General features: G+C 75.1%; 23 protein-coding genes. 9 read left to right on the forward strand and 14 right to left on the reverse strand.

The genetic code is table 11. The features are described 5' to 3' along the window. Positions 1 to 3: 3 nt before the first annotated feature. The 9 genes from Dvina_RS31380 to Dvina_RS31420 form a co-directional block, all read right to left on the reverse strand. On the reverse strand, positions 4 to 2,946 hold the full coding sequence (locus Dvina_RS31380; RefSeq protein ID WP_223092905.1) for an amino acid adenylation domain-containing protein: 2,943 nt from the start codon (positions 2,944 to 2,946) through the stop codon (positions 4 to 6). Positions 2,947 to 3,040: 94 nt separating this feature from the next. Beyond that, positions 3,041 to 4,021, reverse strand: coding sequence for a Gfo/Idh/MocA family protein (locus tag Dvina_RS31385; protein WP_223092906.1), 981 nt, complete (start codon positions 4,019 to 4,021; stop codon positions 3,041 to 3,043). A gap of 11 nt (positions 4,022 to 4,032) precedes the next feature. Further along, entirely contained in the window at positions 4,033 to 4,821 is a 789-nt protein-coding gene (locus Dvina_RS31390; RefSeq protein WP_223092907.1) for an FkbM family methyltransferase, read from the reverse strand. Further along, a complete protein-coding gene (locus Dvina_RS31395; RefSeq protein WP_223092908.1) occupies positions 4,818 to 6,071 on the reverse strand; it encodes a macrolide family glycosyltransferase in 1,254 nt (417 codons plus the stop codon). The genes Dvina_RS31390 and Dvina_RS31395 overlap by 4 nt, the downstream gene beginning before the upstream one ends. Continuing rightward, complete coding sequence (locus Dvina_RS31400; RefSeq protein ID WP_223092909.1) at positions 6,026 to 6,886, reverse strand: ABC transporter permease; 861 nt, start codon at positions 6,884 to 6,886, stop codon at positions 6,026 to 6,028. Before Dvina_RS31400 ends, Dvina_RS31395 begins: the two co-directional genes overlap by 46 nt. Continuing rightward, positions 6,883 to 7,764, reverse strand: coding sequence for an ABC transporter ATP-binding protein (locus tag Dvina_RS31405; RefSeq protein ID WP_223092910.1), 882 nt, complete (start codon positions 7,762 to 7,764; stop codon positions 6,883 to 6,885). The genes Dvina_RS31400 and Dvina_RS31405 overlap by 4 nt, the downstream gene beginning before the upstream one ends. Further along, positions 7,761 to 10,709, reverse strand: coding sequence for a non-ribosomal peptide synthetase (locus tag Dvina_RS31410; protein WP_223092911.1), 2,949 nt, complete (start codon positions 10,707 to 10,709; stop codon positions 7,761 to 7,763). The genes Dvina_RS31405 and Dvina_RS31410 overlap by 4 nt, the downstream gene beginning before the upstream one ends. Then, entirely contained in the window at positions 10,706 to 11,188 is a 483-nt protein-coding gene (locus tag Dvina_RS31415) for a hypothetical protein (protein ID WP_223092912.1), read from the reverse strand. The genes Dvina_RS31410 and Dvina_RS31415 overlap by 4 nt, the downstream gene beginning before the upstream one ends. A gap of 26 nt (positions 11,189 to 11,214) precedes the next feature. Further along, entirely contained in the window at positions 11,215 to 14,337 is a 3,123-nt protein-coding gene (locus Dvina_RS31420; protein WP_223092913.1) for a non-ribosomal peptide synthetase, read from the reverse strand. 228 nt (positions 14,338 to 14,565) lie between these two features. On the opposite strand from Dvina_RS31420, the gene Dvina_RS31425 reads away from it, so the two are divergent. From Dvina_RS31425 to Dvina_RS31440, 4 genes are read left to right on the forward strand one after another with little or no spacing between them, the layout of a single operon-like run. Further along, on the forward strand, positions 14,566 to 16,005 hold the full coding sequence (locus tag Dvina_RS31425; protein ID WP_246655436.1) for an NDP-hexose 2,3-dehydratase family protein: 1,440 nt from the start codon (positions 14,566 to 14,568) through the stop codon (positions 16,003 to 16,005). Beyond that, positions 15,984 to 16,721, forward strand: a complete 738-nt coding sequence (locus tag Dvina_RS31430) for an aspartate/glutamate racemase family protein (protein WP_223092914.1) — start codon at positions 15,984 to 15,986, stop codon at positions 16,719 to 16,721. The genes Dvina_RS31425 and Dvina_RS31430 overlap by 22 nt, the downstream gene beginning before the upstream one ends. Before the next feature lie 10 nt (positions 16,722 to 16,731). Then, on the forward strand, positions 16,732 to 19,266 hold the full coding sequence (locus Dvina_RS31435; RefSeq protein ID WP_223092915.1) for a non-ribosomal peptide synthetase: 2,535 nt from the start codon (positions 16,732 to 16,734) through the stop codon (positions 19,264 to 19,266). 14 nt (positions 19,267 to 19,280) lie between these two features. Beyond that, complete coding sequence (locus Dvina_RS31440) at positions 19,281 to 19,457, forward strand: MbtH family protein (protein WP_223092916.1); 177 nt, start codon at positions 19,281 to 19,283, stop codon at positions 19,455 to 19,457. A 25-nt stretch (positions 19,458 to 19,482) separates the two neighbouring features. On the opposite strand, the gene Dvina_RS31445 is transcribed toward Dvina_RS31440, so the two are convergent. The 4 genes from Dvina_RS31445 to Dvina_RS31460 all read right to left on the reverse strand — a co-directional run bounded on the left by Dvina_RS31445 (position 19,483) and on the right by Dvina_RS31460 (position 21,879). Next, positions 19,483 to 19,893, reverse strand: coding sequence for an arsenate reductase ArsC (locus Dvina_RS31445; RefSeq protein WP_223092917.1), 411 nt, complete (start codon positions 19,891 to 19,893; stop codon positions 19,483 to 19,485). After that, positions 19,890 to 20,636, reverse strand: a complete 747-nt coding sequence (locus Dvina_RS31450; RefSeq protein WP_223092918.1) for an aquaporin — start codon at positions 20,634 to 20,636, stop codon at positions 19,890 to 19,892. The genes Dvina_RS31445 and Dvina_RS31450 overlap by 4 nt, the downstream gene beginning before the upstream one ends. Then, complete coding sequence (locus Dvina_RS31455; protein ID WP_223092919.1) at positions 20,633 to 21,349, reverse strand: arsenate reductase/protein-tyrosine-phosphatase family protein; 717 nt, start codon at positions 21,347 to 21,349, stop codon at positions 20,633 to 20,635. Before Dvina_RS31455 ends, Dvina_RS31450 begins: the two co-directional genes overlap by 4 nt. A 152-nt stretch (positions 21,350 to 21,501) precedes the next feature. Beyond that, complete coding sequence (locus tag Dvina_RS31460) at positions 21,502 to 21,879, reverse strand: ArsR/SmtB family transcription factor (RefSeq protein WP_223092920.1); 378 nt, start codon at positions 21,877 to 21,879, stop codon at positions 21,502 to 21,504. 79 nt (positions 21,880 to 21,958) lie between these two features. On the opposite strand from Dvina_RS31460, the gene Dvina_RS31465 reads away from it, so the two are divergent. From Dvina_RS31465 to Dvina_RS31485, 5 genes are all read left to right on the forward strand, one after another. Next, positions 21,959 to 22,177 (forward strand): hypothetical protein, encoded by a 219-nt coding sequence (locus Dvina_RS31465; protein ID WP_223092921.1) that lies wholly within the window; start codon positions 21,959 to 21,961, stop codon positions 22,175 to 22,177. A gap of 125 nt (positions 22,178 to 22,302) precedes the next feature. Next, positions 22,303 to 22,626: an ArsR/SmtB family transcription factor gene (locus Dvina_RS31470; protein ID WP_223092922.1), complete on the forward strand. Its 324-nt coding sequence runs from the start codon at positions 22,303 to 22,305 to the stop codon at positions 22,624 to 22,626. Beyond that, positions 22,623 to 23,138, forward strand: coding sequence for a GNAT family N-acetyltransferase (locus tag Dvina_RS31475; protein ID WP_246655437.1), 516 nt, complete (start codon positions 22,623 to 22,625; stop codon positions 23,136 to 23,138). The genes Dvina_RS31470 and Dvina_RS31475 overlap by 4 nt, the downstream gene beginning before the upstream one ends. Before the next feature lie 95 nt (positions 23,139 to 23,233). Continuing rightward, a complete protein-coding gene (locus tag Dvina_RS31480) occupies positions 23,234 to 24,649 on the forward strand; it encodes an FAD-dependent oxidoreductase (protein ID WP_223092923.1) in 1,416 nt (471 codons plus the stop codon). Positions 24,650 to 24,676: 27 nt separating this feature from the next. Continuing rightward, complete coding sequence (locus Dvina_RS31485) at positions 24,677 to 25,927, forward strand: MFS transporter (RefSeq protein WP_246655438.1); 1,251 nt, start codon at positions 24,677 to 24,679, stop codon at positions 25,925 to 25,927. Here Dvina_RS31485 and Dvina_RS31490 read toward each other — a convergent pair. After that, on the reverse strand, positions 25,880 to 26,068 hold the full coding sequence (locus Dvina_RS31490; protein WP_223092924.1) for a hypothetical protein: 189 nt from the start codon (positions 26,066 to 26,068) through the stop codon (positions 25,880 to 25,882). The genes Dvina_RS31485 and Dvina_RS31490 overlap by 48 nt on opposite strands.

A 26,068-nucleotide genomic window follows, 5' to 3' on the forward strand; every position in this document is an offset into this window, starting at 1 on the left:
GGGCTAGCTGACCGGTACGGCGGCCGACCGGACCGATCGGGCCAGGTCGGCGACGTGCTCGATCGTCGGGCGGCGCACGATGTCGCCGAGGCGGTCCATGAAGCGCTGCTCGTGCTCGGCCCCGACGACCGCGCGGCAGACCCCGGCCACCATCGAGAGCATGAGCAGCGAGTCGCCGCCGTACGTGTGGAAGTCCGCGTCGTCGGCCAGCCGGTCGGCGTCGACGCCGAGGGTGGCCGCCCACACCGCGGCCACGGCCCGGGTGAGCTCGTCGCGGTCCTGCTGCTGCCCGGCCGGCGCCGCGGCCCCGGCGAACGGGTCCGGCAGCGCCCGCACGTCGATCTTGCCGTTGACCGTGCGGGGCAGCTCGCCGACGACGGTGACGGTGGCCGGCACCATGTAGCGGGGCAGCCGCTCGCCGACGAACGCCTGGAGCTCCTCCGGTGCCGGGGCGGGGTCGGCGACCACGTAGGCGCAGAGGACCTTGTGGCCGCCGGCGGCGTGACGGGGTACCACCGCCGCTTTGGCAACCGCCGGATGCCGTTCGAGGGTCTGGGCGATCTCGGCCGGCTCGATCCGGTTGCCGAGGACCTTCACCTGGTCGTCGGCCCGGTTCAGGAACTCGATGACGCCCCGGGCGTTGACGCGCACGATGTCGCCGGTGCGGTACACCCGCGTGCCGTCGGCCAGGCGCACGAACCGCTCGGCGGTCAGCTCCGGGCGGCCGCGGTAGCCGCGGGCCAGCTGGACGCCGCCGATGACCAGCTCGCCGGCCTCGCCGGGGGCGGCGAAGCGGTGCTGGGCGTCGAGGACGTAGGCGGTGCAGTTCGGGGTCGGCACGCCGATCGGCACGCTCGCGGCGGTGTCGCGGCCCGGGTGGAACTCGTGCGCGACGACCTCGATGGTGGCCTCGGTCGGGCCGTAGAGGTTGAGCACCCGGCAGGCCGCCCCGAAGACCTCAAGGGTCTGCACGGCCAGGCTGCGGCGCAGGACCTCGCCCGCGGCGGCGACGACGAGCACGCCCGCGGGCCGCACCCCGAGCTCGCAGACGAGCTCCAGCAGCGACGGGGTGAGCGTCAGCACGGTCGGCGCGTCCTCGGTGAGCAGCCGGCGCAGTGTCGCGTGGTTGAGCTCGCCGCCGGGCAGCAGCAGGGTGCCGCCGGCCAGCAGGGGCAGGAACAGCGAGGTGCACGAGACGTCGAACGCGAACGAGGTCAGCAGCGGCATCCGGGTGGCCGCGTCCACGCCGAGCATGGGGGTGGCCCAGGCGACGTAGTTGGACAGCGACAGGTGCTCGATCTCGACGCCCTTGGGCCGGCCGGTGGAGCCGGAGGTGTAGATGACGTAGGCGAGGTCGCCGGGGCCGACGGCCGGCTCGACCCACCCGGGCGGCGGCTCCGTCGGCAGCGTGCCGAGCTCCAGGGCGCCCGGCACCGGGCGTGGAGCGTCCACCAGGCACAGTGGCGCCCCGGCGTCGGTGAGGATGTCGGCCAGGCGGGCGTCCGGGTGGGCGGTGTCCAGGGGCAGGTAGGCGGCGCCGGCCCGCAGCACGCCCCAGATCGCGGCGACGGCGGGGCGGCCGCGCTCGGCCAGGACACCGACGACATCACCGGACCCGATACCGCGCTCCTGCAGGGCGGCGGCGATCGCCCGGGAGCGACGGTCCAGGTCCGCATAGGTGTACTGCCCGTCGCGATCCACCACCGCAATCGCATCGGGGGTGGCCGACGCCTGCGCGGCGAACCCGACGACAACTGTGGTCTGCGGGACGACACGAGCTGTGTCGTTCGCCGCCCACGTGCGCAGCGCGGCCGGGGACAGCGCCTCCTCGATCGCGTCCAGGACGGCCTCGGCCCGCTCGGCGATGCCGGGGCCGTCGTGCCAGCTGAGCACGATCTCGGTGTGCCCGGCGCACTCGACCACGTCGATCTCGCAGGGGCCGCCGGCCGGGGCGGTGGACAGCGAGTACAGGGCGGTGGCGGCGAACCCGGCACCGCTGAACCCGGCGACGTCGACCCGGCCGAGGTGGGCGAGGGAGCAGTGGGAGGCGTACCTGTCGGTCTTGGCGGCCTTGCGCTCCAGTGCGCCGTTGATGAACCGCAGCACCGGGATCGGCATCTTCAGCACCGCCGGGTCGAGCCGGGCCTGGGCGTCGCGCTCCTCGGCCAGCAGCGTGAGCAGCCGCTCGTGGGTCGTCGACCAGTCCTGGCCGGTGGGCACGGCGAACGGCACGCTGTGCGAGAGGCTGGCGGTGGAGCGGGTCTCGGGGGCGTACCGCCGCAGGTTCACCGGCACCGAGAAGCGGGCCTCCGGCGCGCCGGTGAGCGGGGCGATGACGGTGGCGAGGCGGGCGACGAGCCCGGCGTGGTAGCCGTCGATGCTGCGCCGCACCCACAGCGTGCGCCGGCCGGGGCCGGGCTTGCCCAGCAGCGCCGGGTAGTCGAGGCCGGGCGGCTGCGGCTTGCCCTCCAGCGGGGGCAGCAGGTCCGTCTCGGTGACGGTGTCGGGCGCGCCGACGAGCGGCTCGCCGCGCAGGGCCCGGAACACGTCGGCGGCCCACAGCAGCACCCCGCCGGCGTCCATCACGGCGTGCGCGGCCCGGAAGACGATGGCCGGGTCCTGCTCGCCCACGAGCAGCACCTCGCAGGTCGGCCCGCGCCGGTCGTCGAGCGCCACCTGGAGGTCGGGGAGGTCGACCACCCGGCCCGCGGCGACGGTGCGCACGGCCGGGGGTGTGCCGGTGTCGACCCAGGTGCGGCCGCGGCGGACCAGGCGGGTGCCGGGGCAGGCGTCGGCGGCGGTGGCGACGGCCGCGGCGAGCCGCTCGGCGTCGATCCGGCCGGTGCCCTCGACCGCGAGCTGCAGGACCGGCGCGGTGCCCTTGGGGTGCGCGGCGATCCACCACTCGACGGGCGAGACGGGCCGGCGGAACTCAGTGGACGGCAAGGTCGCCTCCCTCGGGCGGCTTGGGTTGCTGCCCGGAAGTATGGTCGGCCCCGGCCTCGTGCGGCCGGGGCCCGGAGGATCTCTAGAAGAACCCTCAAACTGCGGTGAGCCGCACGGCGTCGACGAGCTCCGCGGTGCGCACCATCGACGCCAGCCCGGCCTGCTCCGCCGGGTGCCGCGCGGTCCGGCCGGCCAGCGCCGCGGCGGCGAACGACGCGACAGCGCCGAGGAACTGGTGCGCGGGCGGGAGCGTCAGCTCCTCGACGTGGTCCTGGCGCTCGATGCGCAGCACCGGCGGCCAGGTCGCCTGCGGCGTGAACGCGCGGTCCATGACGATCCGCCCGGCACTGCCCCAGAGGGTGTACCGCGATCCGTACGCGTGCTGGAACCCGAACTGGGCCGACGCGAAGACCCCACCGGCCGAGACGAGCAGCGCCTGCCCGGCCACGTCCACCCCGCGCTGCGGGTCCATCCGCAGCGCCCCGCCGACGACCCGCAGGTCGTCGCCGAGCAGCAGCTGGGCGGCGCGCAGCGGATACACGCCGGCGTCGAGCAGTGCGCCGCCGCCGAGCTGCGGCACGTAGCGGATGTCGCCGTCGGGCAGCGGCGGGAAGCAGAACTCGCCGGTGAACGTGCGCGGCTCCCCGATCCGCCCGTCGGCGACCAGCTGCGCGACCCGCGCGTGCTGCGGGTGGTGCAGGAACGTGAAGTTCTCGCGCAGCAGCCGGTCGGCGCCGGTGGCCGCCCGGACCAGCTCCCGGGTCTCGTCGGCGCTCGTCGCGGCCGGCTTCTCGACGAGCAGGTGCTTGCCGGCGGCGAGGACCTTCGCGCCCCACGGCCCGTGCAGGGCGGTCGGCAGCGGCAGGTACACGGCGTCGACGTCGTCGCGTTCGAGCAGCTCGTCGTAGCCGGCGGCGGCACAGCCGAACTCGGCCGCGAACGCCTTGGCCTTCTCGGGGTCGCGGCTGGCGACAGCGCTCAGCGTGGCCTCGGGGCAGGCGGCGATGGCCGGCATGGTGCGCCGCCGGGCGACCGACGAGCAGCCCAGCACGCCGAAGCGGATGCGTCTGTCCACGGTAGGGCTCCTCAGGACTCGGCGCGGCGGGCGGAGACGATGTGGACGCTGGCCCCGGCGAAGACGTCCTCCTGGAAGACCTCGGGCGTGAACCCGGCCGCCGTGAGCAGCGCGACGACGGCGTCGAGGTTGCCGTCGACGGCGTGGACCTCGGCCACGACGCAGCGGATGTGCGCCCACTGCTCGGGCCGCACGCCGCGCAGGACCGGCAGCTCGGCCCGCTCGACGTCGATCTTGAGCAGCGCGACCTCGGCGATGCCCTGCTCGTCGAGCACGTCGCCGAGCGTGCGGACCTCCACCGGGTAGCGCTCGGCACCGTCGCGGAAGCCGCGCCAGAAGTCATCCCGGGTGCTCTCGTCCACGCCGAAGTTGGTCAGGACGGCGGCCATGTTGCGCTCGTCGTCGGCGTCGTCGGCCGCGATCGTGGCCATCATGGTGTGGTTGGGCAGGAACGTGAGCTCGGCGACGCCCGGCTCGGCCCCGAGGGCCACGTTGAACGCGGTGACGCCGGGCATGAGCCGGGCCACGTTGTCGGCGAGGCACGCGTAAGTGCGCCGGGCCGGCTCGAAGGCGAGCACGCGCAGGCCGGGGACGCGGTCGGTGAACGACAGCGCGGTCAGGCCGATGTGGGCGCCGACGTCGATGACGACGTCACCGGCGGCGAGCCCGGTCAGCCCGGCGTCGTACGGCGAGCCCGCGCTCAGGCTCGGCCAGACCATCGTGTCCTGCGCAGTGGTGCAGGTGATGACCCGCCCGTCGTCGAGGGCGACGGAGTGCAGATCGGAGACCGCGGCGGTCATGAGGAGCCTTCCTGGGACGGGGCGACATGCCGGACGAATGCTTCGACGCAGTCGGCCGCGGCGGCGGCACCGCCGGCGGCCCGGATGGAGTCGCGCAGCTGCCGGGCCCGGTCGCGCACCGCGGTGTCGACGAGCATCCGCTCGATCGCGGCCCGCAGGGTGGCGGCGGTGAGCCCGGCCGGGTCCAGCACCCGTCCGGCGCCGACCTCGGCGATCCGGTCGGCGTTGGCCTGCTCCTCGGCCATCTGCGGCACCGCCAGCATCGGCACGCCCTCGTGGAGCGCCTCCATGGTGCTGCCCATGCCGGCGTGGGTGATGAACAGGTCGGCGTGGCGCAGCACGTGCAGCTGGGCCACGAACCGGCGCAGCTCGACGTTCGGCGGCGGGGTGCCCAGGGCCGCGTGGTCGACGCCGTCGCCGGTGGCGATGACCACGTGGCCGCCGAGGTCGGCGACCGCCTCCATGCAGGTGCGGAAGAAGCCGGGGTTCTGGTTGTAGATGGTGCCGAGGGTGACCAGGATCAGCGGGCCGCGCTCGTGCGGGCGCTGCCAGGAGCCGAGGAAGCGCCGCTCGTAGAGGCACGGGCCGACGAAGCGGTAGGCCTCGTCGAACGTGTCGCCCCGCGGCTGGAACTCCTTCGGGATGAACACGATGCGCCGGGCCGCCCCCTCGCCGGTGAGCAGCTCCTTCGGCGTGACGGCGGCGCCGCTGCGCTTCAGGTAGCCGCCGAGGCGCAGCAGGAACGCCCACAGCCGGGGCTGCAGCGGGTTGAGCCGGGTGTACTTCTGGCTCATCGACCACTCGGCGTTGGACATCAGCATCGGCGACACCTGCACCGAGGGCCGCTCCCACCTGGCCGCGAGCAGCCGGCCCCACCAGGCCGCGTTGTCGTAGACGACGACGTCGGGCCGCTCCGGGAACGCACCGTCCAGCAGCGGCACCAGCGCCTGGGTCTCGGCCAGGCTGGCCGCCATCGCGTCGACGAGGCTGCGGCCGCTGAACGTGAACGAGCGGAAGTCGCCCGGGTGCTGCTCGGTGTAGGTGACGACGTCGGAGCTGACCTCGGCCACCCGTTCGGCGAAGTCGGCGGTGGTGGCGTAGGTGACGTGGTGGCCCCGGTCGCGCAGCTCGGCGGCGAGGCCCAGTGTCGGGTTGACGTGCCCGGCCGACGGCGGGGCGAAGAAGGCGATGCGGGCCACCGCGCTCAGCCCCCGGTCCGGCTCTTGGTCCAGCGGAACGTCAGCAGGCACAGCACCAGCCCGGCGACGACCCAGCCGGCGAGGGCGGCGGCGACCCAGCCGAGCTGCCAGCTGTGCGCGGCCTCGTGCGCGGCGAAGCTGTCGGGCAGGAACACCGAGCGCAGGCCCTGGCACATCCACTTGAGCGGGAAGATCGAGGCGACGTTCTGCAGCCACGGCGGCAGGTCGGTGAAGACGAGCGCGGCGCCGGAGATGAACTGCAGCACGAACGCGAACGGCGCGACGACGGCCGGGGCCGAGCGGCTGTTGCGCGGCAGCGACGACAGCGCGATGCCGCACAGCGCGCAGGCGGTCACGCCCAGCACGCTGACCCAGGTGAACGTCCACCAGGCGCCCCCGTCGCGGGGCAGGTGCGTGCCGTAGAACAGCACCGACACCGCCACCAGGACCGCGGTCTCCACGACGCTTGTGACGAGCACCATGATGACCTTGCCGATGAAGTAGGCCGAGCGCGGCATCGGCGTCGCCGCGATGCGCTTGAGCCCGCCCCGGTCCCGCTCGATCGCGATCGAGATGGCCAGGGTCTGGAAGCCGGTGACCATCAGGCCGGTGGCGATGACGCCCGGCACCAGATAGTCGCTGTAGGAGACGCCGGGCGCGATCTCGCCGCCGAACATCGAGCTGAAGATGATCAGCGCAAAGACCGGGAAGAGCAAAGAGAAGACGACGGTCTCGGTACCGCGGAAGAACTGCAGCAGCTCCAGCTGCCCCCGGCGCCAGCCCAGTCGGGCGATGCGCTTGATGCGGCCCGGGCTGAACCGGGCCGGGGCGGCCGGGCGGGGCGGGGCGGCGGTGACGGCGCTCATCGGTCCTCCGGGCTGGCGCCGGCGGCGCCGATCATCGTCAGGTAGACGTCTTCGAGGCTGGGCCGGTGCACGGTGAGGCCGGGCGCCTCGCCGCCGAGGCGGGCATGCAGGTCGGCGATGAACTTCGTCGGTGCGGTCGTGGCCGCGCTCTGCGGGCCGTCGGCGCCGCTCCAGCGCACGACGGTCGCCTCGGTGTCGCGCCCGCCGAGCGTCTGCGGCACGCCGACGTCGAGGATGCGCCCGCCGACGATCACGGCGACCCGGTCGGCCAGGTGCTCGGCCTCGTCGAGGTAGTGGGTGGTGAGCACGATCGTGGTGCCGCCGGCCGCGAGGTCGCGGATGAGCTGCCAGAAGTCCCGGCGGGCCTCCGGGTCGAAGCCGGTCGTGGGCTCGTCGAGGAACAGCACCTCGGGCCGCCCGACGATGCCCAGGGCCACGTCGAGGCGGCGCTGCTGGCCGCCGGAGAGCTTCGACGCGCGCGCCTTGCGCTTCGCGCCGAGCCCGACCCGCTCGATGAGCTCGCCCGGGTCCTGCGCGTCGGGGTAGTAGCCGGCGAAGTGCTCGAGCACCTCACCGACGTTGAGGTCCTCGAACTCGCCGGTGGTCTGCAGCACCACCCCGATGCGGGCCCGCCAGTCCTCGCCGGCGCGGTAGGGGTCGGTGCCCAGCACCGAGACCGTGCCGCCGTCGCGGGGCCGGAACCCCTCCAGGATCTCCACGAGCGTCGTCTTGCCGGCGCCGTTGGGCCCCAGCACGGCAAAGATCTCCCCCGGGTGTACCTCGAGATCGACGTCGTGCAGCGCGACGCTGGAGCCGTACAGCTTGCGCAGGCCCTTGACCTCGATCGCCGGGCCGCCCTCGTTGCCGAGCGGTCTCATGCCACGTCCTCCTCAGGGGTAGTGCGGGCCGCGTCGGCGACGCCGGCGAGGGTCGGCCGCCGGACGATCTCGCCCAGCCGGGCCATGAACGCCCGCTCGCGCTCGGGGCCGACGACGTCGGCGCACACCCCGGCGAGCATGGCCAGCAGCAGCACGGAGTCGCCGCCGAGCTGGTGGAAGTCGGAGGTGCCGGTCAGCTCCCCGGCGCTGACCCCGAGGGTGCGGGCCCAGACCCGGGCGACAGCGGCCTGCACCGGGTCGAGCGCCGCACCGGCGGCGGTATGGAGTGCGCCGGCCGGGAAGGGGTCGGGCAGTGCGCCGGTGTCGATCTTGCCGTTGGCGGTCCGGGGCAGCTCGCTCACCACCGTCACGGTCGCCGGGACCATGTGCCGGGGCAGCCGCTCGGCGACGAACGCCGTCAGCTCGCCCGGGCCGGTGCCGGCGGCGACGACGAAGGCGCAGAGCACCTTGGCGCCGGCCGGTGAGGTACGCGCGACGACCGCGGCCCGGCGGACCTGCGGGTGCTCCTCCAGCGCGGCGGCGACCTCGGCCGGCTCGACCCGGTGGCCGTCGACCTTCACCTGGTCGTCGGCGCGGCCGAGGAACTCGATCTCGCCGGAGGGCAGGAGGCGGGCGAGGTCGCCGGTGCGGTACACCCGCGAGCCGTCGGCCAGGAACGTGAAGCGCTCGCGGGTCAGGTCGGGCCGGCCGCGGTAGCCCCGGGCCAGCTGGGCACCGCCGAGGTACATCTCCCCCGGCTCACCCGCCGGGACCGGGCGGCGCTCGCCGTCGAGCAGGTGCACCGTGCAGTTGGCGGCCGGGCGGCCGATGGGCACTGTCGGGCCCGCGTCGTGCTCGGGCCGCACCCGGTTGACGACGCAGCCGACAGTCGCCTCGGTCGGCCCGTAGTGGTTGAACAGCCGGACCTGCGGGCCGAACTGCTCGCGGGCGCGCCGGGCCACGGCCGGGCGCAGCGGCTCGCCGCCGCACACGAGCAGCCGCACGCCGCGCGGCCGGACGTCGAGCCGGCCGATGAGGTCGAGGTGTGACGGGGTGAGCTTGAGCGCGTTCGCGCCGGACTCCTCCAGCAGGTGGCGCAGGCTGAGGTGGCTGGCGTCGCCGGGCACGAGCACGAGTGGGGCGCCGGCCAGGGTGGACAGGTACAGCGCGGTGTTGGGCAGGTCGAACGCGGGCGAGGTGAACAGCGCGAACGACGTCTCGGCGTCGACCTCGAACTCGCGACCGGCCCAGTCGACGTAGTTCGCGAGGGACCCGTGGGTGACCTCGACGCCCTTGGGCCGCCCGGTCGAGCCGGAGGTGTAGATGACGTAGGCCGGGTCGTCCGGCCCCGGCGCCGCCGCGGCGGGCGGTGCCCCGGGCTCCGGGAGGTCGTCGAGGATGACGGCGGTGCCGAGCAGGGCCCGGCCGGCGTCGGCGCGGCTGAGCAGGTGGACCTTCGCGCCGGCGTCGCTGAGCAGCCCGGCCAGGCGGGCGTCCGGATGCCCGGGGTCCAGCGGCAGGTAGGCCGCGCCGGCCTTGAGCACGCCCCACAGGCCGGCGACCGCCCACGGTGCGCGGTCGGCGAGCAGCCCGACGACCTCGCCGCGGCCGACGCCGAGCTCGTGCAGCCGGGCGGCGACGGCGTCGGAGCGGGTGTCGAGCTCGGCGAAGGTCAGCTCGCCCGCGGGACCGCGCAGCGCTACCGCCTCCGGCGTGCGGGCCACGACGGCCCGGAACCGGTCCACGACCGTGCCGTCCGCGACCGGCCGGGCGGTGTCGTTGCCCGGCCAGTGGCGCGCGGCGGCCGGGGTCAGCGCCTCGACGACGGCGTCCAGCGCGGCGGCCATCCGCTCGGCGTTGCCGGGGCCGTCGCGCCAGGTCAGCGTCAGCTCGGTCCGGCCGCCGCACTCCACGCTGTTGAGCTCGGGGGCGCTGACCGCGGCCAGCAGCGGCAGCAGGTAGGTGGTGCGGGCCTCGAAGCCCGGGGCCGAGCAGGCGGCCAGGTCGGTGCGGCCGAGGTGGGACAGGACCGTCGCTGACGCGTGCCTGTCCTTGCGCCCGGCCTCCATGAACCGGATCAGGCCGCGCAGGGCCGGCACCGGCATCTTCAGCAGGTTGGGGTCCAGGCGCCAGGTGACCTCGCGGCCCTCGGCCATGGCGGCCAGGATCCGCTCGTGCAGTGCCTCCCACGGCTCGCCGGCGTCGACGTCGAACAGCTCGGTCTGCAGCAGGTTGCCGGTGGTGCGCGCGCCGGGCCCGTGCCGGCGCAGGTCGAAGGCGATCGCGAAGCGGGCCGCGGGCAGCGCGTAGGCGGCGGTGAGCGCGGTGGCGACCCGGGCCACGAGCCCGGGGTGGTGCCCGTCGACGGTGCGCCGGGCCCACACCGTGCGCGGGCGGCCCCGTCCGGGGCGGCCGAGCGGGGACGGGTACCAGGTGTCGGGTTTGCTCTCGGCGTTGGTGATGCCGAGCGCGTCGAACACGTCGGTGTCGGTGTGGGTGCCGGCCGCGCCGAGCAGCGGCTCGCCGCGCAGGGCCCGGAAGACGTCGTCGATCCACATGGCCTTGCCGCGCCCGTCCATGACGGCGTGGGAGGCGCGGAAGACGACGGCCGCTGGGTCACCGGGGCACCACAGGACCTCGCACCAGCCGCCGTCGCGGTCCGGCAGCGGGTCGTGCAGCGCGGCGAGGTCGGTGTACGGGCGGCCCGCGGCGGCGGCGACCCGCACGCGCGGGGCCCGGCCGGAGTCGACCCACGTCTGGCCCTCACGGCGCAGCCGGGAGCCGGGGTTGGCCACGCCGGCCGCCTCGACCGCCGCCCGCAGTGCCTCCTCGTCGAGCGCGCCGACGCCCTCGACGACGGTCTGGATGACCGGCGGGATGCGGCGCGGATGCGCGACGAACCACCAGTCGGTCGCCGAGACGGGCCGGCGGTAGGGCTCGCTCACCGCGCGCCGCCGGTGGCCGCGCTGACGAGCGCGGCGGTCAGCATGGTGTCGGCGCGGCGGCGGGCCAGCAGCGCGAAGGCGGCGGTGAGCACGGCCAGGTCGCGGCCGGGCCAGTCGCCCTCGGCCTCGACGAGCAGCGGCCCGCGCCCACCGGCCGGCATGGTGATGCCCACGTGCACGCCGTCGGCGGTGAGCACGCCGTAGAAGTGGCCGCGGTCGCGGGAGGCGGCCCAGCGCACGCCGCCGAGCCCCGGGATCGCCGCGCGCTCGGGGTCCAGGCGCACCAGCGGCTCCCGCTCGGGCCCGGCCCAGGCGGCCCGGCGGCGCAGCCCGGGGCTCTCCACCGGGACGACGCCGGCCCCGGTGGTGATGGTGCCGCGGCGCAGCCGGCGGTCGGCGGCCAGCGAGCCGCGGACCGCGCCGTCGGCACCGGTGAGGACGTAGGCGCCGCTCTCCCGCGTGATCGTCTGTCGGTCCATGGTGCCTCCCAGCGTTCGTTGTCTGCTCAGCCGGCGGCGGTGGCGGCCGGCTGCCGTCCGTCCGCTGGCGACTGCTGCCCGTCCCCGACCGTCGGCTGGTGCCCGTCCCGGACCGTCAGCTGGTGCCCGTCCCGGACCGTCAGCTGGTGCCCGTCCCGGGCGGATCGGGCCAGTTCGCTGACCCGGGCGAGGGTCGGTTCCCGGATGATGGCGCCGAGCTGCGCCATGAACGCGGCCTCGGCGCCGGCGCCGACGACGTCGTGGCTGACCGCCGCGAGCATCGTGAGCAGCTGGACGGAGTTGCCGCCGAGCTGGTGGAAGTCGGCGCTGCGGTCGAGGCGCCCGCCCTCGACGCCGAGCGTGCGGGCCCACACGCCGGCGACGGCCGAGACGACCTCGTCCTGCTCCGGCGCCAGGTCTCCGCCGGCACCGGTGCCGGGAGTATCGGCGCCGGCGGCGAACGGGTCGGGCAGCGCGGCCACGTCGACCTTGCCGTTGGCGTTGTGCGGGATCGTGTCCACGACGAGCGTCGCGGCCGGGACCATGTACCGCGGCAGGTGACCGCCGAGGAACGCGTCCCAGTCGGCCGGCTCCGCGCCCGCCTCCAGCACGACGTAGCCGGCCAGCTGCTTCTGCTCCGCGCCGGGGCGGGCCCGGGCGACGACGACGGCGCCGGCCACGGCCGGGTGCGACTGCAGCACCTGGGCGATCTCGGCCGGCTCGATCCGGTAGCCGTTGACCTTCACCTGGTCGTCGGCGCGGCCGATGAACTCCAGCTCGCCGCCGGGCCCGACGCGGGCGAGGTCGCCGGTGCGGTACACCCGGGTCCCGTCGGCGAGGTGGACGAAGCGCTCCCGGGTCAGGTCGCGCCGGCCCCGGTAGCCGCGGGCCAGCTGGGCGCCGCCGAGGTACATCTCCCCCGGCTCCCCGGCAGGCACGAACCGGCGCTGCTGGTCGAGCAGGTGCACGGTGCAGTTGTCCATCGGCACGCCGATCGACACGGCCGGTGCGGCGCCGTCGGCCGGTTCGTACGTGTGCAGCGTGAGCCCGACGGTGGCCTCGGTCGGCCCGTACATGTTGAGGATGCGGCAGTCCGGCCCGAACTGCTCCTGCGCGCGGGCCGCGACCGGGCCGCGCAGCTGCTCGCCGACCACGACGAGCGTGCGCACGCCGGCCGGGTGCAGGTCGAGGCGGCCCATGAGGTCGAGGTGGGACGGGGTCAGCGAGATGGTGTCGGCGCCGGAGGTCTCCACCAGCCGGCGCATCGTCACGTGGCTCGGCTCGCCGGGCTCCAGCACCAGCGTGCCGCCGACGCACAGGGGCGTGAACAGCGCCGTGTTGGACAGGTCGAACGCCAGGCTGGTGAAGACCGCGAAGGCGGTGCCGGGGCCGACGCCGAACCGCTCGGCGGTCCAGTCGACGTAGTTGGCCAGGGCCGCGTGCTCGATCTCCACGCCCTTGGGCTTGCCGGTGGAGCCGGACGTGTAGATGACGTAGGCCAGGTCGGCCGGAGCCACTGACACGACACCGGCATTGGTATCGCCAGTGCCGACCTCGTCGAGCACGACGCGCACGTACTGCGGGCCGACGGCCGCGCGCTGCGCATACGCCTGCTCGACGAGGCACACCTGGGCCCCGGCGTCGGCGAGCAGTCCGGCCAGCCGGCCGTCGGGGTGCTGGACATCCAGGGGCAGGTAGGCGGCGCCGGCCTTGAGCACGCCCCAGATGCCGGCGATGGCGTGCGGTGAGCGCCCGGCGAGCAGCCCGACGACCGAGCCGGGCCGCACGCCCAGGTCCCGCAGGCGGGCGGCGACGGCGTCGGAGCGCGCGTCGAGCTCGGCGTAGGTCAGCCGGCCGTCCGGCCAGCGCACTGCCTCGGCGTCGGGGGTCGCGGCGGCCCGGGCCCGGAACCGGTCGACGACGGTGGCCGCGGGCAGCTCGCGCGCTGTCGCGTTGGGGGCCCAGGTCCGCAGTGCGGCCGGGGACAGCGCCTCGGCGACGGCGTCGAGGACCTCGCCCATGCGCTCGGCCGCGCCCTCGCCGTCGCGCCAGGTCAGCGTCAGCTCGGTCCGGCCGCCGCACTCGACCAGGTTGAGGTCGGGCGGGCTGGCCGCGGTCAGCAGTGGGATGGGGTACAGCGTCCGGGCCTCGAACGCGGGCCCGCACAGGTCGGCGGGCTCGATCCGCCCCAGGTGGGCCAGGACCGTCGCGGAGGCGTAGCGGCGCTTGGCCGCCGCGCCGTTCTCCATCACCTTGATCAGCGTGCGCAGCACCGGCCGGGGCAGCTTCAGCAGCCCGGAGTCGATCCGGCCGCTGACCTCGCGGCCCTCGGCCATCGCGGTCAGGATGCGCTCGTGCAGGGCCTCCCACGGCTCGCCGGCCGCGGTGTCGAACAGCTCGACCTGGGAGAGGTTGCCGGTGGTGCGCACGCCGGGCACGTGGCGGCGCATGTCGAAGGCGACGGCGAAGCGGGCGGTGTCCAGGCCGTAGGCGGTCGTGAGCGCCCCGGCGACCTTGGCGACCAGGCCGGCGTGGTAGCCGTCGACGGTGCGCCGGGCCCAGGCGGTGCGGCGCTCGCCGCTGGGCTGCCCGAGCGGCGACACCCAGTCGATCTTCGGCGCCGGGGGCTTCTCGGCCGGGGCCGCGAAGCGGTCGAAGACGTCGTCCTCGGTGATCGGGTCGGCCGCGCCGAGCGGCGCCTCACCGCGCAGCACGCGGAAGACGTCGGCGATCCACAGCGCCATGCCGGGCCAGTCCATGACGGCGTGGTTGGCCCGGAAGACCACCGCGGCGGGCTCACCCGGGCACCACAGGACCTCGCAGAACGCGCCGTCGGGGGCGGGCAGCGGCTCGTGCAGGGCGTCGATGGCGGCGACGGTGCCCGGGCCGCCGGCGGCGCCCTTGACGGTCCGCACGCGCGGCGGCGCGCCGCCGGTGAGCCAGTGGCGGCGGGTGCCGGTCAGCGCGGTGTCGGGGCAGGCGACCGCGACGGCGGCCACGGCGTCGCGCAGGGCGGCCGGCGTGATGGTGCCGGTGCCCTCCACGACGGCCTGGATCACCGGTGAGACCGACGCCGGGTGGGCCAGCCACCACCTGTCGCTGGCCGAGACGGGCTTGCGGATCGTACCGTCCGGAACATCGACGCTCATCGCACCCCTCGCTTGGGTCGCAGCCAGTCCGGTCCGGTTCTAACACCTCCGGTGCTGGTGGATTCCTTAAACGCGAGCGCCGCCCACCGGGCCGGCGGCGCCAAGATTGCGAAGACGACCAGTCTCGCTGTGCTACCGCCCGAGCCCTTGCAATACCGCCCCTAACGTGCTGTACCGGCGTGGCCGGACGAGCGCCCCGCCCAGTGCGACGCACCGAGGAGGTGGCGCGTGTCCCGAACGACGACACTGCTGGACCGGGCCGGGCCCGGCGACCGCGCGCCCGCCGGCCGGCGTTTCACGACGTCGGCGACGGTCGACGGCCGGTTCACGACGAGTGACGAGTGCCTGGCCTGGCTGGCCGAGCAGCGCGAGATCCAGGCGTACTCGGTCGAGCGCGTGCCGTTCGATCAGCTGGCCGGCTGGCACTTCGCCCCGGACACCGGCAACCTGATGCACCACACCGGCCGGTTCTTCACCATCGAGGGCCTGGAGGTGCAGCTCAACCCGTTCCGGGTGCCGAGCTGGACCCAGCCGATCATCGTGCAGCGCGAGATCGGCATCCTGGGCATCCTGGTCAAGGAGTTCGACGGGGTCCTGCACTGCCTGATGCAGGCCAAGATGGAGCCGGGCAACCGCAACCTGGTGCAGCTCTCCCCCACGGTGCAGGCGACCCGCTCCAACTACACCCGGGTCCACAAGGGACGCACGATCCCCTACCTGGAGTACTTCACCGCACCGCGCAGCGGCCGGGTGATCGCCGACTCGCTGCAGTCCGAGCAGGGCGGCTGGTTCCTGCACAAGCGCAACCGCAACATCGTCGTGGAGACCGACGAGGACGTCGAGGTGCTGCCCGGCTTCCGGTGGATGACAGTGGCGCAGGTGCAGCGGATGCTGCGGCTGGACGACGTGGTGAACATGGACGCCCGCACGGTGCTGTCCATCATGCCGTTCGAGCGGCCGGAGACGACGACCGGCGGGCTCGACCCGTTCCGCGCGGCGCTGCTGCGCTCGCTCGACCCCGAGGCCCCGACGCAGCACACGGTGACCGAGGCGATCAGCTGGCTGACCGAGAACAAGGCCCGCTTCGAGCTGCACCAGCGACGCATCCCGCTGCTGGACACGGCCGGCTGGCACCGCACGGCCGACGAGATCGCCCACGTCTCCGGCGGCTACTTCAGCATCGTCGGCGTGGACGTGCGGGCCCGGGACCGTGAGGTCGGCGCCTGGATGCAGCCGCTGCTGCGCCCGGCCGCACCCGGCCGCCTGGTGCTGCTCACCCGGCAGATCAACGGTGTGCTGCACGTACTGCTGCAGGCCCGCCCGGCCGCCGGGGCGCTGGACATCGTCGAGGCCGCGCCCACCGTGCACTGCACGCCGCAGACGTTCCGGACGCTGCCGACCGCGCACCGGCCGCAGTTCCTCGACTACGTGCTCGACACCCCCGAGCGGCAGGTCCGCTTCGACACCTGGCTGTCGGAGGAGGGCGGGCGGTTCCTGCACGCGCTGAACCGGTACCAGATCATCGAGGTCGAGGAGCAGTTCCCGACCACACCGCCGCCCAACTTCATGTGGCTCGGCGTCCACCAGCTCATGACGCTGCTGCAGTTCGGCAACTGTCTCAACGTCGAGGCCCGCAGCCTGCTCGCGTGCCTGCACACCCTCTGGTGAGCGGGGGCGCCCCGGCCACCGTCGGCGTCCTCGGCGGGATGGGCCCGCTGGCCTCGGCGGCGTTCGTGCAGACCATGTACGAGATGGCGATCGAGCGCACCGGCCCGGCGACCGAGCAGGCGCTGCCGCGGTGCCTGCTGGACTCCGACCCGTCGATCCCGGACCGGACCGAGGCGATCCTCACCGGCGGCGCCGAGGAGCTGTCCCGGCTCATCGCCGAGCGGGTCGACGCGCTGATCCGCCTCGGCGCCGACCGGGTGGTCCTGGCCTGCGTCACCGCGCACCACCTGCTGGGCGAGGTCGAGCCGGGCCAGCGGGCCCGACTGGTCTCGCTCATCGACGCGGTCTTCGACGAGCTGGCCGTGGCCGCGCCGGGCCGGTTCCTGCTGCTGGCCACGACCGGCACCCGGCAGGCCCGCACCTTCGAGCGCTCGCCGCGCTGGCCCGCGGTCGCGCACCGGGTCGTCCTGCCGCCGCCGGACGTCCAGGACGAGATCCACTACCTGCTGTACCGGCTCAAGCGTGAGCCGGTCACGCCGGCCATCGTGGCGCGCGTCGAGGGGCTGGCCCGGCAGTTCGACTGCGAGGGCGTCATCGGCGGCTGCACCGAGCTGCACCTGATCACCCGCTGGCGGCGGGTCAACCGCCGGGGCCCGGTCATCCTCGACCCGCTCCTCGGCGTCGCCGCCACCCTGACGAAGCTTTCCGACGCTTAGGGGGCCCACCTTGCTCACCACCGCCTCGCAGTACTGGCGGGATCTGCTCGCGGACTTCACCGAGCCGACCCGGCTGCTGCCGCCGCGCCGCCGGCCCGGGACGGTCCCGGCCGGAGCCGTCGCGGCCGCGCTGACCTGGGACTCGCCGCAGGCCGCCCGGCTCGCCGCGGCGGCCGGGCGGATCGGGCTGCGCCCGGCCGACGTCGTGGTCGCCGCGTGGGGCCTCGTGCTGGCCACCACGGCCGGGGCCGAGGACGTGGTGCACGGCGCGCTTGTCGCCGGGGACGCCGCCGAGCCCGTCCCGGTCCGGGTCCGCCCCGTGCCGGGCATGCTCGTATCCGCGCACCTCACCGGCGCGCACCGGCAGTACACCGAGAATGTCCGTCATGCGGGACTGCCGGGCGAGCAGCTGGCCGCGTGCGCCGGGATGCCGGCCGGGACCCCGCTGTTCGAGACGCTGGTGTCCGTGGGCGGTGCGGCGGACGGGCCCGGCCTGTGCCTGTCGGCGGACGTGGACGCCGGACGGGTGGCGCTGCGGCTGACCGCGCCGGCCGCGGTCCTCGACGAGCCCGGCGTGCGGCGGCTGCTCGTGCACGTCAGCCAGCTCCTCGCGGCGATCGCCGACGCCCCGGTCACCGCCCGGCTGCGCGACATCGGCCCGCTGTCGCGCTTCGAACGGCACCGCGCGGTGCGGCAGTGGAACGCCACAGGTGTCCGGCGCGAGGCCGGGCTGTGCATCCACGAGCTCGTCGAGCGGCAGGCGGCCCGCACGCCCGACGCGACGGCGGTCCTGCAGGGCGCCGAGCGGCTCACCTACGCCGAGCTGGACGCGGCCGCCGACCGGCTCGCCCGCCGCCTCGCCGCCGAGGGGGTCGGGCCCGGCGACTTCGTCGCGCTGCACCTCGGGCGCAGCGTCGACACGGTCGTGGCCCTGCTCGGGGTCCTCAAGTCCGGCGCCGCCTACGCCCCGATCGACGCCGGCCAGCCGGTCGAGCGCATCCGCGGCCTGCTCACCGGGCTGCGCTGCGCCGTGGTGCTCACCGACCGCGACTCGATCGCCACCGTCGAGGCGGTCACCGCCGACGTGCCGACCGTGCGCACCGTGCTGTGGACCGGCGCCGAGCCGCCCGCGGACGCGCCCGCGCCGCGCCGCGCGAAGGCCGGCGACCAGGCGTACGTCATCTTCACCTCCGGCTCGACCGGCGCGCCGAAGGGTGTGGTGCTCACCCACGCCCCGGTGGTCAACCTGATCGAGTGGGTCAACGAGACGCACGCGATCGGCCCGGACGACCGGGTCCTGTTCGTCACCTCGCTCGGCTTCGACCTGTCCGTGTACGACGTCTTCGGCGTGCTCGCCGCGGGCGGCAGCGTCCGGGTCGCCACCGCGGCCGAGATCGGCGACCCGCAGCGGCTGCTGTCCATCCTCGACAGCGAGCCGATCACGTTCTGGGACTCCGCCCCGGCCGCGCTGCAGCAGCTCGAGCCGCTCTTCGCGATGCGCCCGCCACCCGCCGCGACGAGCCTGCGGCTGGTGTTCCTCAGCGGCGACTGGGTGCCGCTGAGCCTGCCCGACGCGGTCCGCACCGCGTTCCCGGGCGCCCGGATCGTCGCCCTGGGCGGGGCGACGGAGGCCGCGATCTGGTCCAACTCGTTCCCGGTCGGCGTCGTCGACCCGGCCTGGACGAGCATCCCGTACGGCCGCCCGATCGCCAACGCCCACTACTACGTCCTCGACGCGGCGCTGCGCCCGGCCCCGGTCGGCGCCCCCGGCGACCTCTACATCGGCGGCGACTGCCTGGCCCTGGGCTACCACGGCGACCCGGCGCTCACCGCCGGCAAGTTCGTCCCGGACCACCTCTCCGGCCGCTCCGGGGCCCGGCTGTACCGCACCGGCGACCGCGCCCGCTACTGGCCCGGCGGCACCATCGAGTTCCTCGGCCGCATCGACAACCAGGTGAAGGTCCGCGGCTTCCGGATCGAGCTGGGCGAGGTCGAGGCCGCCCTGGCCACCCTGCCCGGGGTGGCGACCGCCGTCGCGGTCGTGCACGGCGAGCGGGCCGACGCGCAGATCGTCGCCTACATCGTCCCCGAGCCCGGCGTGTACCCGGACCCGCGCTACGTCCGCGAGCAGGCGGCCGAGCTGCTGCCCGCGTACATGGTCCCGTCCCACGTCATGCTGCTCGACGCCGTCCCGGTGACCGCCAACGGCAAGCTGGACCGCCGCGCGCTGCCCGCACCGGGCGAGGACGGTCCGGCCCGGCCGCCGTACGTGGCCCCGCAGACCGCCGCCGAGCACGCGATCGTCGCGATCTGGGCCGACCTGCTGCAGGCCGAGCGGGTCGGGCTGGACGACAACTTCTTCGACCTGGGCGGCCACTCGCTGCTCATCACCCAGCTCATCGCCCGGCTCAAGGTCGCCCTGGAGATCGACGTGCCGATCCGCACGGTCCTGGACCACCAGACGGCCGGCTCGTTCGCGGCGGCGGTCGAGGCGGCCCTGATCGCCGCCCTGGAGCACGAGCCGGTCAAGAGCCCTGTCGCGTAGGAGGGAGAACCACGATGATCGACGCGTTCCGGGTGGTGCGCAACGACGAGGAGCAGTACTCCGTCCTCCCCGCCGACATGCTGAACCCGCCGGGCTGGACCGACGAGGGCACCATCGGCACCCGTGAGCAGTGCCTCGCCCACATCGCCACCGTCTGGACCGACCTGCGGCCGAAGAGCGTGCGCGGGTGACGACGGCGTCGGGGACGGCCGGGCGTCAGGCGGTGGTGACGCCGAGCTCGGTGATGAGCTGCTCGACGCGCCGCCTGATCTCGTCGCGGATCGGGCGGACGGCCTCGATGCCCTGGCCGGCGGGGTCGTCGAGCGACCAGTCGAGGTAGCGCTTGCCGGGGAAGACGGGGCAGACGTCGCCGCAGCCCATGGTGATGAGGACGTCGGAGGACTCGGCGGTGTCCCAGTCGAGCTTGCGCGGGGTGTTGGCGGTGATGTCGATGCCGACCTCGCGCATCGCCTCGACCGCCACCGGGTTGATCCGGTCCGCCGGCTCGGAGCCGGCGGAGCGGACCTCGACGGTGTCGCCGGCCAGGTGGCGCAGCCAGCCCGCGGCCATCTGGGAACGGCCGGCGTTGTGCACGCACACGAACAGGACGGTGGGCCTGGTGCTCATTGCTGGTGCTCCTTGACTGGCTGCGGTTCGGCTCGGCTGACGGTCACGTCATCGGCGGCGGTGCCGGCTGACGGGTACAGGAGGAGCAGGAGTCCGGTGGCAACGATGAGGCCCACGATCTGGGCGGCGACGAAGCCCGGGACGGAGGCGGGCGCGATGCCGGCGAAGGTGTCGGTGAACGCGCGGCCGACCGTCACCGCCGGGTTCGCGAACGACGTGGAGGACGTGAACCAGTACGCGGCGCCGATGTATGCGCCGACCGCCGCCGGGGCCACCGCGGCCCGGCCGGAGCGGGCCAGGGCGAAGATCAGCAGGAGCAGCCCGGCCGTGGCGACGACCTCGCCGAGCCACAGGTGCCCGCCGGTGCGGGCCTTGGTGGAGAAGGCCACGGCGGGCAGCCGGAACATCAGCCCGGCCAGCATCGAGCCGCCGATCGCCCCGGCGGTCTGGGCGACGACGTAGGCACCGAGGTCCCGGGCGCTCAGGCCGGTCCCCGCCGCGCGGCCGAGGAGCCAGTCGGCGGCCGAGACGACCGGGTTGAAGTGGGCGCCGGAGACGGGGCCGAAGGTGAGGATGAGGGCGCCGAGGGCGAGCGCGGTGGCGACCGAGTTCTGCAGCAGCTGCACGCCGGCATCGCCCGGGCTGAGGGTGCCGGCCATGATGCCGGAGCCGACGACGGCGGTGACCAGCAGCGCGGTGCCGATGAACTCGGCGAGCAGGCGCCGCCACAGTGACGGGTTCACGGGATCGAGGGTCCTGTCTCGGGGCGCGGGGCGGGGCGGACCGCGGGGGCGAGGCGGGCGATCCGGCCGTCGAGGTCGGCGTAGGCGGCCTCGAACGCGGCGTCGGTGTCGACCCGCGCCGGGTCCGGGATCGACCAGTGCAGCCGCGGGTGGACCGGCGCGCCGGGCCCGGCGAGGTCCTCGTGGGCGTTGTCGCAGACCGCGATGACCAGGTCCCCGTCGCGCACGACGTCGGCGACGCCGGCGGTCCCGGCCGGGTCGAGGGCGAGGCCGTGGCGGTGCGCGACCTTCACCGCCCGCGGATGCACCCGGCGGGCCGGATGCGTGCCGGCCGAGGCGACAGGCCCGCCGACCCGGTCCCGCCACAGCGCCGCGGCCAGCTGGGAGCGCGCGGAGTTGTGCGTGCACACGAACACCACCCGCCCGGCCGCCTCGAGCGCCGGTCCGGCGAGGGAGGCGAGCACCTCCGGGACCAGGCGCAGGTAGGTGCGGCGCCGATCGCCCTCGGACCGGCTCCGGGTCACCAGGCCGGCGTCGTTGAGCACCTTCACGTGGTGCGCGACGAGGTTCGTCGGCAGGCCCAGCACCTGCCCGATCTCCCCCGGCGAGGCGTCACCCAGCACCAGCGTGTCGACGATGGCGAGACGCGCGGGGTCGCCGAGCGCGGCGTGCACCCGGGCCCGCGCCCGCAGGGAAGGTAGCTCAGTGCTCATTGACTCAATGATTACTGAGCTAACTTACGGCGTCAAGGCGCGTCGAGGTCCGGTACGTGCGCTCGGGCCGGCGAATCCGGGCACGGGCCGGTGCTCGCCGAGATCCTGCGCGGATGCCGTGCGACCGCATGCGTGACGCGGTGGCGGCGCGGTCAGCCGCGGGCGGGCTCGGCGACGGTGAGCAAGCCGGCGAGCTGGCGCAGGACGCCGGCCCGGGCGCGGTAGTACACCCACGTCGCCCGCCGGTCGGAGTCGACGAGGCCGGCCTCGCGCAGGACGCGCAGGTGGTGCGAGATCGTCGGGCCGGACAGGTCGAACGCCGGGGTGAGGTCGCACACGCAGATCTCCCCACCCTCGGCCGAGGCGATCATCGACATGAGCTGCAGCCGGACCGGGTCGCCGAGCGCCTTGAACGCCGGCGCCAGGACGGCGGCGGTCTGCGCGGGCAGGCGCTGCTCGGCCATCGGCGGGCAGCACGGCTCGCCGGCGTTGAGGTCGATGAGGGTGAGAACCGGCGCCTGCTTCGACATGCCTCTAGGTTGACAGATCTCGAATCAGCGTGCAACTGTTGATTAGACAGACGTCAAAATAACAGGAGGGACCAGGATCATGAGCGAGACAACCGGTACCACTCCGGCCGGCGCGCCGAGCACCAGCGGGGCGAGCGGCTGCTGCGGCAACCCGCCCGCCGCCACCCACACCCGGGCCGAGCCGGCCGCCGCCGCGCCGTGCTGCGGCACCGCCGCCGAGGCGGCCACCGACGGCTCCTGCTGCGGCCGCACCGCCCGGGCCGACGCGGTCGCCGCCGGGCAGGGCTGCTGCGGATGACGACCCTCCCCTGCCCCCGGACCGGCCCGCCGAGCGGCTCGCCGGGGCGTCCGGGGTTGCCTGCGGCCGCCGGCCCGGATACCGTTTCATCGTAGATCGGCGATAGACGATGAAAATGGTGGACGGTGTCGGCACTGCTCGACCGGGCGACCGCGGAGACCTACGCGTCGTGGTTTCGCGCCCTCGCGGACCCCTCGCGGGTGCAGATCGTGGAGTATCTGGCCCGGCAGGGCCGGCCGCTGAGCGTCGGGGAGCTCGTCGCGGCGGTGGGGCTGGCGCAGTCGACGGTGTCGCAGCACCTGAAGATCCTGACCGAGGTCCGGTTCGTGCTCGTCGAGCCCGTCGGCACGGCCCGGCACTACCGGATCAACCAGGCGTGCATCGGCTGCTTCCCGTCGGCCGCCGACGTCGTCATGGGCCGCCCGGCCCCGGCCGGGGACTGCGCATGAGCGCCACGACCCGGGCCGCCGTGCGGGCGATGACCGCCGGTGACGCCGACGCCGTGCTGGCGATCTACCAGGCGGGGATGGACGGCGGCAACGCCAGCTTCGAGGACACCGCCCCCGACTGGGCGGCGTTCGACGCGGGCCGGCTGGCCCAGCACCGGCTGGTCGCGGTCGACGACCTCGGCACCGTGCTCGGCTGGGTCGCCGTCTCGCGCGTCTCGGCCCGGGCGGTCTACGCCGGCGTCGTCGAGCACTCCGTCTACGTCGACCCCGCCGCGCAGGGCCGGGGTGTCGGACGGGCGCTGCTCGACGCGCTCATCGCCTCGACCGAGGCGGCCGGCATCTGGACCATCCAGTCCGGCGTGTTCCCGGAGAACACCGCAAGTCTCGCCCTGCACCACTCGGCCGGGTTCCGCACGCTCGGCGTCCGCGAACGCATCGGCCGCCACGCCAGCCAGGGCAACCGCTGGCGCGACGTGGTCTTCATCGAGCGCCGGAGCCCGCGCGTCCAGTAGCACCACCCCACCCGCGGCCACCCGCGGTGTGGGCGCAGTCCGCGTTCCTGATTCGACATGTGTCAAGACAAACGATGTGGAGCTCCGATATGGATATGACGACTCAGCGCGACGACCTGCCCGTCGTCGTGATCGGCGCCGGCCCGGTCGGCCTGGCCGCCGCCGCCCACCTGACCGAGCGCGGCATCGCGTTCACCGTCCTCGAGGCCGGCGACCGGCCCGCCGCCGCGGTGCGCGAGTGGGGTCACGTGCGGCTGTTCTCGCCGTGGCGGTACGACATCGACGCCGCCGCCCGCCGCCTGCTCATCGACGCCGGCTGGGTGGAGCCCGAGCCGGACGCCCTGCCGACCGGCGCCCAGCTGGCCGGCGACTACGCGCAGCCGCTGGCCGACCTGCCGGCGCTCAAGCCCCACGTCCGCTACGGCGCCCGCGTCCAGGCGGTCACCCGCCTCGGCGTCGACCGGCTGCGCACCGCCGGCCGCGAGACCGCCGCGTTCCTGGTGCGCCTCGACGGCGGCGAGGACATCCACGCGCGGGCGGTCATCGACGCGTCGGGCACCTGGAGGACGCCCAACGTGCTCGGCGCGTCAGGCATCCGGGCCCGCGGCGAGCAGGCCGTCGCCGGGTTCGTCGAGCCCGCGCTCCCCGATGTCCTCGGCGCCGACCGGCACCGGTTCGCGGGCCGCCGAACCCTCGTCGTCGGCTCCGGGCACTCGGCCGCGAACACCCTGCTGTTCCTGGCCGAGCTCGCCGCCCAGGCGCCGGGCACCTCGGTCGTGTGGGCGATCCGCTCGACCGACGCCGGGCGCACCTACGGCGGGGAGGCGGCCGACGCCCTGCCCGCCCGCGGCGCGATCGGCACCCGGGTGCGCGAGCACGTCGAGGCCGGCACCATCGAACTGGTCACCGGCTTCTCCGTCGCGTCGCTCACGGAAACCGGGGGCCGGGTCGTCGTCTCCGACGGCTCGCGGGACATCACCGCCGACCGGATCGTGTCCGCGACCGGGTTCCGGCCCGACCACGGCATCACGAGCGAGCTGCGCCTCGACCTCGATCCGATCCTCGGCGCCACCCGGGCCCTCGCCCCGCTCATCGACCCCAACGAGCACTCCTGCGGCACCGTCCCGCCCCACGGCGTCGACGAGCTCACCCACCCCGAGGCCGGCTACTACGCCGTGGGCGTCAAGTCCTACGGCCGGGCCCCGACCTTCCTGCTCGCCACCGGCTACGAGCAGGCCCGCTCCGTCGTCGCCGCCATCGCCGGAGACTGGGCCGCGGCCCGCGACGTCCGGCTCGACCTGCCCGAGACCGGCGTGTGCAGCAGCGACGTGCCCCTCGACGAGGCCACGATCGGCGGCGGCGGCTGCTGCGGCCCGGCGGAGGTCGCCGCGCCGGCCGGGCCCGGGGCGGCCACCGGGATCAGCGGCGGGCTGCTCGCCTCGCCGCTGACGCTGCGCCCGGTCACCGCCGCGGGCGCCGATCGGCCGGCCGGCGACGCCTGCTGCGGCTGACCGGCCCGGGTGGACAGCACAGCACCGGTGGCCGCGACTCCGGCGGGCCGCGGCCACCGGTCCGTCTTCCACGGTTGGCGGATCGTCGCCGCCTTCGCCGTCACGCAGACCGTCGGGTACGGCTGCCTCTACTACGCCTTCGCCGTCCTGCTCCACCCGATGGCCGCCGACCTGCACACCGGCCCCGCCGCCGTCACCGGCGCGCTCACCGTCGCGATCCTGGCCTGGGCCGCCGCGGCGATCCCGGTCGGGCGGTGGCTGGACCGCCACGGCGGCCGCGCCCTCATGACCGCCGGGTCGGCCGCCGGTGCGCTCCTGCTGGTGGCCTGGTCGCGGGTCGAGGCGCTCTGGCAGCTCTACGCCGTCTTCGCCGCGCTCGGCGTCGCGATGGCCATGGCCCTCTACGACGCGGCGACCGCCGTCATCGTCTCCTGGTTCGACACCGACCGGCGGCCGCGGGCGATCCTGGCGATGATCGTCGTGGCCGGGTTCGCCTCGACCGTCTTCATGCCGCTCACCGGGCTGCTCGAACACCGCTTCGGGTGGCGGGCCACACTGCTCGTCCTCGCCGCCGTGTACGCGGCCGTGGCGGTGCCGCTGCACGCCACCGTCGTGCGCGCGCCGGCCACCCGCCGGCCCGGCCACTCCCCGCCCGCGCGCGTTGCGGAGCGGGCGGTGGCGGTGCGCGCGGCCCGCCGCGACGGCCGGTTCTGGTGGCTGGCCGTCGCGTTCGTCGCGCACGGTGCGGCGATGAGCGTGATGGCGGTCCACCTGGTCGGGTTCCTGGTCAGCCGGGGCCATCCGGCCACCTTCGCCGCCACCGTGGCCGGGCTGCTCGGTGTGCTGTCGGTGACCGGGCGGCTGCTGCTCACCGGGGCGGCCCGCCGCTTGTCACTGGCTCGGGCGGTCGCCGCGGTGTTCACCACCCAGGCCGTCGCCGCGGCCGCCCTGCCGCTGCTGGCCGGCGGCCGGGCCGGCGCGGTCGCCGGGGTCGTCGCGTTCGGCGTCGGGTTCGGCGTGGCGTCGCTGGCCGCCCCCGCACTGCTCGCCGACCGGTACGGCACCGCCGCCTACGCCACCATCGCCGGCACCCTCAACACGCCCGTCACCCTCGCCAAGGCCGGTGCCCCGCTCGCCGCCGCCGGCCTCACCGCGGTGGCGGGCTACGGCGGCACGCTGCTGAGCGTCGGCGGCGCCTGCGGCCTCGCCGCCTTCGGCATCCTGATGCGCTCAGATGGTGCGGTCGCGGGCGCTGACGAGCGCGATGCTCAGCGTTGACACGATCGTGCGGGCCTGGGCGACGGCCGCCTCGATGCTCGCGAGGCGGTCCGCGCCCGGCTCGCGCAGCATGCCGCGCAGCTCCTCGACGAGGCCGGCCGTGTGCTCCAGCGCGGCCGCGTCGAGTGGGGACGGTGCCAT

The organism is Dactylosporangium vinaceum, from assembly GCF_019904175.1.
Taxonomy (GTDB): Bacteria; Actinomycetota; Actinomycetes; order Mycobacteriales; family Micromonosporaceae; genus Dactylosporangium; species Dactylosporangium vinaceum.